The organism is Dictyoglomus turgidum DSM 6724 (assembly GCF_000021645.1).
GTDB classification, from domain to species: Bacteria; Dictyoglomota; Dictyoglomia; order Dictyoglomales; family Dictyoglomaceae; genus Dictyoglomus; species Dictyoglomus turgidum.
Genome location: NC_011661.1, coordinates 262,374 through 275,089 on the forward strand (window position 1 = coordinate 262,374; position 12,716 = coordinate 275,089).

Here is a 12,716-nt window from a genome sequence, read left to right on the forward strand (position 1 = left end):
GTATTATTATCAAGGAATTTTAGTGTATGAAAGGAGCGAATAACTTGGTGAGAAACAAATTCTACATAACAACTCCTATATATTATTCAAATTCTGAACCTCATATAGGTACTGTGTATACCACTATTGTTGCTGATACCTTCGCCCGTTTTTATAGACTTAAGGATTATGACGTGTTTTTCCTTACGGGACTTGATGAACATGGACAAAAATTAGCAAGAACAGCTCAAGAAAGAGGCTATACGCCTCAAGAATACGTAGATCTGATGGCACAAAAGTTCATAGAAACTTGGGAAAAAATAGGCATAACCAATGATGATTTTATAAGAACCACAGAAAAAAGACATGAAGAGGTAGTACAAAAAGTATTCCAAAAACTATATGATAAAGGATATCTATATAAGGGAAGCTATGCAGGCTGGTACTGTACCCCATGTGAAACCTTCTGGCAAAAAGAAGAGCTCCATGATGGGAATTGCCCTGCTTGTGGAAGACCTGTGGAGTGGCTTGAGGAAGAAACTTATTATTTCAAACTTTCTGCCTTTGCAGAGCCTCTCCTGAAATATATTGAGGAACATCCTGAATTTGTATACCCTGAGACCAGAAGAAATGAAGTTATAAGCTTTATAAAGAGTGGATTAAAGGATATAAGCGCTACAAGAACTACTGTAAAATGGGGGATTCCTGTCCCCTTTGATCCGAAGCACACAGTATATGTATGGTTTGATGCTTTAGTAAACTACATAAGTGCATTGGGATACTTGACAGATGACGACTCTAAATTTAAAAGATATTGGCCTGCAGACGTGCACTTAATTGGAAAGGATATCCTTAGATTCCATGCCATCATATGGCCTGCCATCCTTATGGCATTAAATATTCCTTTGCCAAAGACTGTTCTTGCCCATGGATTCTGGACTATAAAAGGTGGTAAGATATCTAAATCCAAAGGAAATAGAGTAGATCCTCATGAATTGATAAATCTTTATGGAGTAGACGCCCTTAGGTACTTCCTTTTAAGAGAAGTTCCTTTAGGACTTGATGGAGAGTACAGTGATGAAGCCTTTCATAGAAGATATCATTCGGATCTTGCCAATGATTTAGGAAACTTATTAAATAGAGTTCTTACAGTGGCAGAAAAATATACTGAGGGAAAAGTTCCAGAGCCAAAAGAATTCCAAGAGGAAGACAAATTCCTCCTTCAAAAAGGAGATGACATGGCAAACAAGGTAGAAGAAGCAATGGCAAATTTCAATCCTGCTAATGCCTTAACCTATATCTGGGAAGTCGTACAAGAGGCAAATAGATACATAGATCAACAAGCACCTTGGAACTTAGCCTCTTCTGGAAACAAAGATAGATTAAATACAGTTATTTATACCCTATTAGAGGCTTTAAGAAAAATTTCTATTATGCTTTATGCTTTTATGCCAAACATTGCAGAAGAAATCCAAAGACAACTTGGATATAAAGATGTGCAATTTGCTTGGGACTTAATAAAAGATGTTAAAATACCTGTGGGACAAAAATTAAATAAAGGAAAGATTTTATTCCCAAGAGTGGAAAGAAAGGAAGAAAAAGAAGTGGAAGAAAAGAAAGAGGAGCAAAAAATAAGTATTGATGAGTTTAAAAAGATAGACCTTAGAATAGCAAAGGTAATTTCTGCGAGAAGAGTGGAAAATAGCGACAAGTTATTACTTCTTGAAATTGATCTTGGAGAGGAAAAGAGACAAATTGTGGCTGGAATAGCAGAATATTATAAACCCGAGGAGCTTATAGGCAAAGAAATAGTAGTAGTTTATAACTTACAACCTGCAAAGATAAGAGGCTATGAATCTCAAGGTATGCTCCTTGCTGCCAAAGATAGCAAAGGAAGACTTGCCATTTTAACTCCTGAAAAAGAGGTGGATCCTGGATCGAAGGTGAGCTAAATGCCTGTAGCCCTTTATAGAAAATGGAGACCACAAACCTTCGAAGAAGTTGTAGGACAAGAGCACATAGTAATTACCCTACAAAATAGTCTTAAATATGCCCATATTGGTCATGCATACCTTTTTGCAGGACCAAGAGGTACAGGAAAAACTACCGTTGCAAGAATTCTTGCAAAAGCTCTAAATTGTGCTAAAGGTCCCACTCCTACTCCCTGCCTAAAATGTGAGTCTTGTGTTGAAATTGCAGAAGGAAGAAGCATTGATGTTATTGAGATAGATGCTGCATCTAATCGTGGTATAGATGAAATAAGAGATATTAGGGAAAAAGCAAGACTTCTTCCTGTAAGAGATAGATACAAAGTTTATATTATAGATGAAGTCCATATGTTAACTAACGAAGCCTTTAATGCCCTTTTAAAAATCCTTGAAGAACCACCAGAGCATGTAATATTTATTATGGCAACTACAGAACCTCAAAAGGTACCCTTAACTATTCTATCAAGATGTCAAAGATTTGATTTTAGAAGACTTACAAGGGATGAGATTATAAAACAGCTTGCAAAAATTGCAGAAAGCGAAGGAGCAAAAATCTCTGAAGGTGCTCTCAGGCTTATTGCCATACAGTCTCAGGGATCTATGAGAGATGCCATAAGTCTTTTAGAGCAACTATTAGTTTACTCTGATCAAGAAATCACCGAAGACTTCGCAAGAAATCTTCTTGGGCTTCCTACCTATGAATTTACCTATAAATTTGCAAAAGCTCTGGGAGAATATAATATCCTTGAAGGATATAGCCTCCTTCAACAGGTATTTCAGATGGGCAAAAACCCACAACAATTTGCAAGAGAACTTTTGCAACACTTTAGAAATTTACTTTTATTAAAAGCTGACGAAAGAATAGGAAATCTCCTTTCTATTACCCAAGAAGAGTTTGAAGAACTTATGGAAGAAACAAAACTCTACACTATGCAAAGACTTCAAGACATTATTGATCAACTTCTTATCCTTGAAAACAGGCTTAGAGATCTCACTAACGCCCCATTAGTTATGGAGATGATTCTTCTGCCCTTATTCATGAAAGAGGAAACAGTAGAAGCTCAGATAATTCAAACCCCGACTCAGCCTACTACTCCTATAAAAACTGAAGAAAAAGAAGAAAAAGAGAAGAGAGGAGAAAGTACCCCAGGAACACTAAATATAGATGAGCTTCTAGATAAATGGCCTCAACTCCTAGCAAAGATTAAAAAGAGAAAAATTTCCTTAGAAGCCATGTTAAGAGAGGCAAGAATCATAGAGATAGATCAGGAAGGAAAGTTAGTTCTTGGACTTCCAAAAAATTTCTCCTTCCTAAAAGAAAGACTTGAAGAAAAACCCAATAGAGCATTAATCGAAGAAGAATTTAAAAAACTCTATGGTGTTCCTATACAGGTAAAGTTTATAACCGTTGAAGAAAATCCTATTTTGAAAAATCCTGAAAAAGAGGATCCCAAAAAAGAAGAGAAGAAATTGTCCACGGACGATGTCAAAAATATGTTTAAGGGTAAACTAATAGAATAGGAGGGATAATGTGAAAAATCCATTTGAGGCGATGAAACAACTTAAGAAGCTTCAGGAGAAAATGGCAAAAATAGAGGAAGAATTAGAACAAACCCTCGTAGAAGGAACCGCAGGAGGAGGAGTTGTGAAGATAGTTATGACAGCCAAAGAAGAGGTAAAGGAGGTAAAAATAGATCCTGAGGTGGTAAACAAGGATGAGGTAGACATATTAGAAGATCTTATTGCAGCTGCACTAAGAGACGCCCTTACAAAGGCAAAAGAAAAGTCAGCTGAGAAGATGGGAAGTCTCACCGATGGGCTTCCCTTACCACCCGGACTCTTTTAACAGATGGCAGAAAAAAGTATTTTTGAGAAGCTCATTGATGAGCTAACAAAACTTCCTGGAATTGGGCCCAAATTAGCCCAAAGAATTGCTTTTTACCTCTTGAAACAACCACAGGAAAGTGTGGAAGTTCTTGCAAACACCATCTTAAAGGTCAAAAAAGAGATTAAATATTGTTCTATTTGCTTTAACCTTACTGAAAAAGATCCCTGTGAAATCTGTACGAACCCTGAAAGGGATAAATCCATAATTTGTGTAGTTGCAGAGCCAAAAGATCTTTGGGCAATAGAAAAAACCTCTAAGTTTCATGGAGTTTACCATGTCCTCGGAGGATTAATTTCTCCTTTAGATGGAGTATTTCCAGAGGATCTTAGAATAAAAGAGCTTATGGAAAGGGTTAAAAAAGGAAATATAAAAGAAGTTATTCTTGCCACCGACTCTACTCCAGAAGGAGAAGCAACTGCTATGTATATTGCAAGACTTCTTATGGAATATCCAGTAAAAGTTACCCGTCTTGCCCATGGACTTCCTGCAGGTACAGAACTTGATTTTGCCGATGAAATGACCCTTATTCATGCCTTAGAAGGAAGAAAGGAGTTAATATTATAATAAATATAAAGAAGGAGGTTATAGTATGAAAGATATGCTGGAAATTCGCTGGCATGCAAGGGCAGGGCAAGGAGCAAAGACTGCTTCTTATCTCCTTGCTGAAACAGCCATGGAGGCTGGAAAGTATATTCAAGCCTTTCCGGAATATGGCCCAGAAAGAACAGGAGCACCTATGAAAGCATATACCAGGATCAGCGACAAACCTATAAGGATCCACAGCCAAATATATAATCCCGATGTTGTAGTAGTACTTGACAAAACTCTCATCGGTAAAGTGAATATTTTAGAAGGACTTCCATCGGATGGAATACTCATAGTAAACACTACCCAATCTCCAAAAGAGATAAGAGAACAGCTTGGAATCTCGGACAGAAAAATCTATACTGTGGATGCCACCGGAATAGCTCTTGAAACCATTGGAAGACCTATCCCAAATACTCCCATGCTGGGAGCCTTGATTCGTGTAGTCCCAATAATAAGTTTAGATGAGGTACTTAACCAGTTTAGAAAGAAATTTGAAGGAAGGTTTAGACCCGAAGTTGTGGAGGGTAACCTTCAAGCTATAAAAAGAGCTTACGAGGAGGTAAAGGGAGAATGAAATTACCAGGATGGAAAGAATTAGTAAATATAGGTCCTATTTTACCTGCACAGACTTCTAAAGAGTATAAGACGGGGGACTGGAGAACCTTTAGGCCTGAAATTGACTATAACAAATGTACTACTTGTATGTTTTGCTGGCTCTTCTGTCCTGATTCTGCAGTAAAATTTGATGGTCAAAAGGTTTATATTGACTATGATTACTGCAAAGGTTGTGGTGTTTGCGCAGCAGAATGTCCTGTCAAAGCAATAACCATGAAAGAAGAAGAAAAATAAAGGAGGGAAGAAAAAATGAAGACTCAAGTCAAAAGAATCGCTATTGAGGGTAATGAGGCAGCAGCCTTAGCTTTTAAGCAGGTAAATCCTGATGTGGTTGCTGCCTATCCTATAACCCCTTCCACCGAGGTGGTACAAAAATTCTCTGAATATGTGGCAAACGGAGAAGTAGATACCGAATTTGTGCCTGTAGAAAGTGAGCACAGTGCCATGAGTGCATGTATTGGTGCCGCTGCTGCAGGTGCAAGGGTAATGACTTCTACTGCATCCCAAGGACTTGCTCTCATGTGGGAGATGCTTTACATTGCATCTGCTTTAAGACTTCCCATTGTAATGACTGTGGCAAACAGAGCCCTCTCTGCCCCAATAAATATCCATGGAGATCATAGTGATGCTATGGGAGCAAGAGATTCTGGTTGGATACAAATTTTCTCTGAGAACGTGCAAGAAATATATGACAATATCTTTCAAGCAGTTAAGATTGCAGAACATCCCGACGTAAGACTCCCTGTAATGGTAGGGTATGATGGTTTTATTACTAGCCACTCCGAAGAGATGATAGAAGTTCTTGACGATGAAGTAGTAAGAAACTTTATAGGAAAATATAAGCCCCAATATACCTTGCTTGATGTGGATAATCCTATAGCGGTAGGTCCCCTCGCTCTAACGGACTCTTACTTTGAGTTCAAAGTAGCCCAAGCCTATGCCCTTGAAAACTCTCTTCCCATTATAAAGCATGTAGGAAAAGAATATGGGGATATTACAGGAAGATACTATGATGTAATAGAGAAGTATAAAACCGAGGGTGCAGAATATATAATCGTGGCTATGAGCTCTACTGTAGGAACCGCAAGAGAAGTAGTAGATGCTCTAAGAGAAAAGGGACTTCCTGTGGGACTTTTGAAGATCAGAGTATTCAGACCATTCCCCACCGAGGATATTATAAATGCTCTTAAAGATGCAAAAGTAATAGGAATTCTTGACAGAAGTATGGTTCCTGGATCCTTTGGTGGTCCTCTTTACCATGAGATAACTTCTGCCTTCTACCATTATGATAAAAGACCAATTGCTCAAGCATATGTATATGGTCTTGGAGGCAGAGATATCACTACTCAACACATAGAGAAAGTCTTTGAAGAGCTCATGGATATAGGTAAGAAAGGAAAACCAAATCCTCTCACCTATATTGGAGTAAGAGAATAGGAGGTGCTAAAAATGGCAATTAACTTAAGAGAATTAGCGTTAAAAGAGGAAAGATTAGTTAGTGGACATAGATTGTGTGCAGGATGTGGAGCAAGTATTGTTGTAAGAATGGTTCTAAACGCCATAGATGAACCAGTAGTAGTGGCCAATGCTACAGGATGCCTTGAAGTTGCCACCACCATATTTCCTTTTAACTCTTGGAATGTGCCATGGATCCATTCTGCCTTTGAAAATGCAGCAGCAACCATAGCAGGAGTGGAAGCCGCATATAGAGCTTTAAAGAAAAAGGGAGAAATTGATAGAGAGATAAGATTTATAAGCTTTTCTGGGGATGGTGGTACCTACGATATTGGACTTCAGGCCCTCTCAGGAGCAGTAGAAAGAGGACATAGGGCAGTCTTTATTTGCTATAACAATGAGGCATATATGAATACGGGAATTCAAAGATCAAGCGCAACTCCAAGAGGTGCCTTTACTACTACCTCTCCAGCAGGAAAGGTAGTTCCTGGAAAGCCTCAAAGGAGAAAGAATTTAACAGAAATGATGGTAGCAAATGGAGCAAGATATGTAGCTCAAGCATCACCAAGCCACTGGAGAGATCTCATGGAAAAGGTTAGAAAAGCAGTAAATACTGATGGACCTGCCTTTCTAAATATATACTCTACCTGTCCAAGGGGCTGGAGAACACCCGATAACTCAGCTATAAACATTGCAAGGCTTGCAGTAGAGACCGGTGTATGGCCCCTCTACGAAGTGGAAGATGGAAAGTATAAGATAAACTATAAACCTCCAAAGGGATTTAAACCAGTAGAGGAGTTCCTAAAAGTTCAAGGAAGATTTGCTCACCTTCTTAAGCCAGAAAATACCCATATATTAGAAGAAATCAAAAAAGATATAGAAGCTGAATGGAAAAGACTTCTTAGTATGGAGGAAGCCACAAACAAATAAAAGCCATGGAATACAAAAGGCTCCCCCTTTATGGGGGAGCTTCTCTTTTTAAAATGAATAAGAATAGCTATAAACTTGGAGTTCATCTTTTTAGAGGTGGAAGATCTATACTCGAAGATATAAAGCTTCTTCGAATAAATACTGCACAGCTTTTTTCAGGAAGTCCCAGAAGCTATAGACCTACCAATGAGAAACTCCCAGTTTTTCCCTTCAACTCTGTTTTCATTCATGCTCCTTATGTGGTAAATATAGCATCTCCTGACGAAAAAGTATTCAACTTGTCTATTAAAAAAGTAATAGAGGAATTGAAACTTGCAGAAGAACTAGAATGGGAAGGATTGATAATTCATCCTGGAAGTAGCAAAAAGATGGGAAAGGAAGTGGCAAAGAGAAATTTTTTTAAAGCTCTTGAAAAAATTCTTGAAGAAGACATAAAGGCAAAACTTATAGTAGAAAATAGTGCAGGGGAAGGAGATGGATGGGGTTCAACCTTAGAGGACTTCTACTCCATACATGAGGAATTTCCATCGATATACTTTTGTATTGATACCTGTCATCTTTTTGCTGCAGGATATAATTTAAAAAATCCAAGGGTATGTAAAGAAACTTTTTATTCTTTTTTCGAAAGAATCCCTGTGGAAAAGTTAGTATTAATTCATATAAATGACTCTCATTTTCCCCTTGGATCTCACAGAGACCAACACGCCCACATAGGTAAGGGGGCTATCGGGATAGGAGGATTTAAAAATCTATTAAGTATTCCTGAAATAAGAAAAATTCCTCTTATCCTTGAAACCCCCAAAGACAGTCCTATGGCAGACCTCTATAACCTACATACCATAAGAAAGATCTTAGAAAATTCTGATTAACCCTTCAAATACTTCTTTGCAAACTTCATTTTTTCGTAAGTATGGAAAGTGCCTCCGCCTTCATGTCCATTAAAAGGATAAATCTTTATTTCTTTCTCTCCTTGATAGTAATTATATGCAGCAAAAACTGTTGAAGGTGGACATATATTATCCATGAGGGCTACAGAAAATAGTGCCTTTGCTTTTGCCCTTACTGCAAAATTTACTCCATCAAAATAGGATAGAGTCTTAAAAACTCTATCTACATGATCTCTATGGGATTTTAAATATTGCACTATTTCCTGATAGGGATATCCATCGGTTATCTCTACAGCCCTTCTATAATGGCATAAAAACGGGACATCAGGCATTACAATCTTTACGTCTATTCCTATATAAGGAACAAGACCTGCAACTGCTATAGTAATACCCCCACCTTGACTTCCACCTGTTATACCAATTCTCTCCTTATCCACATCAGGAAATGCCATAATAGTTTCTACAGCTCTTACTGCATCGGTAAAAACTCTTCTATAATAATATTTCTTAGGATGAAGAATTCCTCTGGTCATAAATCCAGAATACTGAGGATCAAAAGGTTCATCATCATAATCAGGAGTGTCCCCAGGACTCCAAGAGCTTCCTTGTCCTCTTGTATCCATTATAAGGTGAATAAACCCCATATTTGCCCACAAAAGAAAATCATAAGCAAAACTTCTTCCTCCACCATACCCAATATATTCTACAATTCCGGGAAGTTTTCCTGACCTATTTTTAGGCACTATAAGCCATCCCTTAATTCTCTGTCCTTTATAACCCGAAAAGGTCACATCATAGGTATCCACAAGCTCAAGTCCAAAATCTACCTTCTCAAAAATAGGATCCAAAGGATATTTTCTTGACTCTTCTAAAGTTTCCTTCCAAAAGAAATCAAAATCTTCAGGCTCCTCTCTTTCAGGAAAATACTTCCAAAGTTCCAATAAAGGTAGATCAAAAAAAGCCATAATACACCTCCCATAACCGTTTTTGAATATTATACTACTTGTAATTAGCTTCAAAATTAATATAAAATGAAATAATTTCAAAATCATAGGTAAAAGGAGGAAGAATATTATGTCAGAAATTAAAACCTACGAAATTGAAAAGGGGTTATACCTTTTTAAAGATCCAGAACCTTTCTTTAATTTTAATAGCTATTTATTAACTTGCTCTATGGATGATAAAGTAAGCATTAATATCTTATTTGACCCCTTACCGCTAAAGTATTTTAGAGCTTTTATTAAAACCCTTAATGAACTTGTAGGTGTTGAAAATATTGACATAATTTATACAAACCACCAAGACCCTGACTTAACTTCATCGGTGCCTGCCCTCCTTGATTTAGCACCGAGGGCCATATATATTACATCTCAAGACACATGGAGATTAGTAAGTGGATACAACATTGATCCTAAAAAGTTTCAACCTGTAGAATTTATCCCCAACAGAAAGTTAAAACTTAATAAAGAAGGAGATATGTGTTTAGAATTCATACCTACCCCTTTCTGTCATTTTAGAGGCGCCACTGCAGTATATTATCCTAAATTAAAGGCATTGTTTTCTGGAGACCTTTTAGGAGGTGCCTCCACAAAAGACACTGAAGGTATATATGCAACCGAAGAATCTTGGCTTGGAATAAAACTATTTCACGAAGTGTATATGCCTACAAAGGAAGCCTTAAAACTTGCTGTAGACAAGATAGGACGTCTTAATCCCCTTCCTGAATTAATCCTTCCACAGCATGGAGATATAATTAAGGGTAGCCTGATAATAGAATTCTTAAGTAGATTAAATGACTTAGAGGTAGGACTTGATTATATTCATACTAAGGAAAAAGAAGAGGAATTTTATATAAGAGTTTTCAATGATATGCTTGATTTTGCTAAAAAGAAGTATGGAGAAGAAAATGTATACAATAAATTAAATAGAATAAGCACCCAGACTAGTAATTTCCCTGAAATAGTAAAAATAGAAAATGGAGTAATATCAGAAGTCTATATACCAGCTCCCACAGCCTTTGTCTTTGTATACGATGTTTTTTGTGAAGATTTACCCGAAAGCGAAAAGGAAGAGCTGAGATTAAAATCAATTGAAACCCTTAAAAAATACAATTTAGAGGTTCCAGAGGAACTTCTATATAAAAAATCCACATCCATCATGGATACCTTTAAAAGAGTCTTTGACATCTTTAGAAGATGAAGATAAAGGGCCCTCCAAAAACAGAGGGCCCAACAAATTTATGTCCTACTTAAAAATTTACTAATATCCTCAAAAGTTCCAATAATATAAAGGATGTCTCCTCTTTGAATTCTCTCAAAAGGATTAATATTTCCGATTACCTCTGAACCTCTCTGAATAGCAATTATAGAAAGATTGTAATTCTTACGAAGATCAAGTTCTTGTATAGTCTTACCAATTATGGGCTCAGGTGGCTCAACCTCAAAAATCTTAATATTTGCAGAAAACTCCATATAATCTATTACATTAGGGACTACCAACCTTTGAGCGAGTCTTACTCCCATATCCCTCTCAGGATATACTACAAGATCTACTCCAATCCTCTCAAGAATTTTTTCATGAGGTTCACTTATAGCTCTTGAAATAACAAATTTCACTCCCAGCTCTTTTACAAGCAATGCAGTAAGCACACTTGCTTCCACATCATGAGCAATGGAAACTATAGCCACATCCACATTTTGTACCCCTGCCTCTCTTAATGCATTTATATTTGTAGAATCTAAAACCTTTGCATAAGAGACATAATCTTTAATCTCCTCCACTTTAGTCTCATCCTTATCAATGGCAATAACAGAAAAACCCATCCTTTCAAGAGTAGTTGCCACCGCTACTCCAAACCTTCCAAGCCCTATCACCGCAAAACTATTTAATTTTGTCTTATCAAGTCCTGCCCTTTTTAGCCTATAAGATAGAGATTTCATAAATTAGCCTATACTCACCTCCTCAGAAGGATATTCCACTTGAGATCTCTTAGAAACAGGTATTAAAATCGCCATTCCTGCTGTAACAGTACCAACTCTACCAAGAAACATGGTCAAAATAATTACCAACCTTGCAAAAGGAGAAAGATAAGGAGTAATTCCTGTAGAAAGTCCTACAGTGCCAAAAGCAGAAACTACCTCAAATAGTATATTCAAAGGTGGAAAAGGCTCAGTAATAAGCAATAAAAACCAACTAATTATTACAAGAGTTAAAGAAAGAAGAAATACAATATATGCCCTCTTCACATTTTCCCAGGGGATAGTCCTATCCTTAAAATGTACATTTTTTCTTTCAAGAATAATTGTAGAAACGCTTAACCATAAAACGAGAAAAGTTACTGTTTTAATTCCACCTCCAGTCCCTCCTGGAGATGCACCAATAAACATTAAAACTATGATAAAAAGTAATGTAGAAGGATTCATCTTACCAATATCAAGGGTATTAAATCCAGCAGTTCTGGGAGTCACAGACTGAAAATAGGCTCCTAAAAATTTGCCCCAAAAATTCAATGGTTTTAATGTATTTGGATTGTTATACTCAAGGATAAAGATCACAATAGTACCAATTAAAATCAAAAACAATGTAGTAAATAAAGCCATCTTACTATGTAAAGAAAGATGTATTCTCTTCCCCATAAAACGTTGAATTATGTCATGGATCACAATAAAACCAATCCCACCCACTATAATAAGGGTAGTTATAGTAAAAACAAGATGCGGATCAGAAACATAATCGGTAAAACTCCTAAAGCCTCCTATCAAGTCTAAACCAGCATTACAAAAAGCAGAAACAGAATGAAAAATTGCAAATTTTATACTTCTTAATAGAGGATATCTTTTTATAAAAACAAAAAATAGAGAAAGAGCACCAATACTCTCAAAAATAAAAACCGTTATCAAGACGTTTTTTAAAAAAGAAACAATACCTCTTAAAGATGTGGTATTCAAAGAATACTGTAAAATTAACCTTTCCCTAAGCTGGAGTCTTCTATTTAAAAGAAGCATCATGCCCGTAGAAATTACTGCATAACTTAATCCTCCAATCTGTATAAGAAGAAGAATTACTAAATGACCAAAATGAGACCAATAGGTTCCTGTATCCACCACCACAAGTCCTGTCACACAAGTTGCCGATGTCGCAGTAAAAAGGGCTGTAAGAAAGTTGGTAAATTCTCCTTTAGCAGAAGATATAGGAAGAGATAACAGGATAGCTCCAGTAAGTATGACAATAGCAAAACTTATAATAAAAAATACAGCAGGATTGAACCCCCTCTTCTTAGAGATTAACTCTTTTTCAAACATAAAAAGATTCAAAAACACCTCTTTTCTTCTAATGTCTTACTAAGACACATTTGAATATTTTATCTCAAAGGGTAGTGATAGTCAA

Annotated in this window: 13 protein-coding genes; 10 read left to right on the forward strand and 3 right to left on the reverse strand. The window is 36.8% G+C overall.

All coding sequences use genetic code 11. The features are described 5' to 3' along the window. Positions 1-47: 47 nt before the first annotated feature. From metG to DTUR_RS01320, 9 genes are read left to right on the forward strand one after another with little or no spacing between them, the layout of a single operon-like run. Positions 48-1,931, forward strand: coding sequence for a methionine--tRNA ligase (gene metG / locus DTUR_RS01280; protein ID WP_164930950.1), 1,884 nt, complete (start codon positions 48-50; stop codon positions 1,929-1,931). Next, positions 1,932-3,488 carry a DNA polymerase III subunit gamma/tau gene (dnaX, locus tag DTUR_RS01285; RefSeq protein WP_012582668.1) on the forward strand — a complete coding sequence of 519 codons (1,557 nt, stop codon included), beginning with the start codon at positions 1,932-1,934 and terminating at the stop codon, positions 3,486-3,488. Positions 3,489-3,498: 10 nt separating this feature from the next. Next, the gene (locus DTUR_RS01290; protein WP_012582669.1) at positions 3,499-3,813 is read left to right on the forward strand and encodes a YbaB/EbfC family nucleoid-associated protein; all 315 of its coding nucleotides are present in this window, start codon (positions 3,499-3,501) and stop codon (positions 3,811-3,813) included. Positions 3,814-3,816: 3 nt separating this feature from the next. Then, the gene (gene recR, locus DTUR_RS01295; RefSeq protein ID WP_012582670.1) at positions 3,817-4,419 is read left to right on the forward strand and encodes a recombination mediator RecR; all 603 of its coding nucleotides are present in this window, start codon (positions 3,817-3,819) and stop codon (positions 4,417-4,419) included. Positions 4,420-4,444: 25 nt separating this feature from the next. Further along, positions 4,445-5,017, forward strand: coding sequence for a 2-oxoacid:acceptor oxidoreductase family protein (locus DTUR_RS01300; RefSeq protein ID WP_012582671.1), 573 nt, complete (start codon positions 4,445-4,447; stop codon positions 5,015-5,017). Further along, a complete protein-coding gene (locus DTUR_RS01305) occupies positions 5,014-5,292 on the forward strand; it encodes a 4Fe-4S binding protein (protein WP_012582672.1) in 279 nt (92 codons plus the stop codon). The genes DTUR_RS01300 and DTUR_RS01305 overlap by 4 nt, the downstream gene beginning before the upstream one ends. A gap of 15 nt (positions 5,293-5,307) precedes the next feature. Continuing rightward, positions 5,308-6,495, forward strand: coding sequence for a transketolase C-terminal domain-containing protein (locus tag DTUR_RS01310; protein WP_012582673.1), 1,188 nt, complete (start codon positions 5,308-5,310; stop codon positions 6,493-6,495). A gap of 12 nt (positions 6,496-6,507) precedes the next feature. After that, positions 6,508-7,443: a thiamine pyrophosphate-dependent enzyme gene (locus DTUR_RS01315; protein ID WP_012582674.1), complete on the forward strand. Its 936-nt coding sequence runs from the start codon at positions 6,508-6,510 to the stop codon at positions 7,441-7,443. Between the two features lie 53 nt (positions 7,444-7,496). Continuing rightward, positions 7,497-8,312, forward strand: a complete 816-nt coding sequence (locus tag DTUR_RS01320; protein WP_164930951.1) for a deoxyribonuclease IV — start codon at positions 7,497-7,499, stop codon at positions 8,310-8,312. On the opposite strand, the gene DTUR_RS01325 is transcribed toward DTUR_RS01320, so the two are convergent. After that, the gene (locus tag DTUR_RS01325) at positions 8,309-9,295 is read right to left on the reverse strand and encodes an acetylxylan esterase (RefSeq protein ID WP_012582676.1); all 987 of its coding nucleotides are present in this window, start codon (positions 9,293-9,295) and stop codon (positions 8,309-8,311) included. The two genes, DTUR_RS01320 and DTUR_RS01325, sit on opposite strands and share 4 nt — an antisense overlap. 109 nt (positions 9,296-9,404) lie before the next feature. Here DTUR_RS01325 and DTUR_RS01330 point away from each other — a divergent pair, with 109 nt between their 5' ends. Next, positions 9,405-10,529: an oxygen-binding di-iron domain-containing protein gene (locus DTUR_RS01330; RefSeq protein ID WP_012582677.1), complete on the forward strand. Its 1,125-nt coding sequence runs from the start codon at positions 9,405-9,407 to the stop codon at positions 10,527-10,529. 38 nt (positions 10,530-10,567) lie between these two features. Here DTUR_RS01330 and DTUR_RS01335 read toward each other — a convergent pair whose 3' ends face one another. Together DTUR_RS01335 and DTUR_RS01340 are read right to left on the reverse strand one after the other, a co-directional pair. Further along, complete coding sequence (locus tag DTUR_RS01335; protein WP_012582678.1) at positions 10,568-11,269, reverse strand: potassium channel family protein; 702 nt, start codon at positions 11,267-11,269, stop codon at positions 10,568-10,570. 3 nt (positions 11,270-11,272) lie between these two features. Then, positions 11,273-12,643 (reverse strand): TrkH family potassium uptake protein, encoded by a 1,371-nt coding sequence (locus DTUR_RS01340; RefSeq protein ID WP_012582679.1) that lies wholly within the window; start codon positions 12,641-12,643, stop codon positions 11,273-11,275. Between the last annotated feature and the right edge of the window lie 73 nt (positions 12,644-12,716).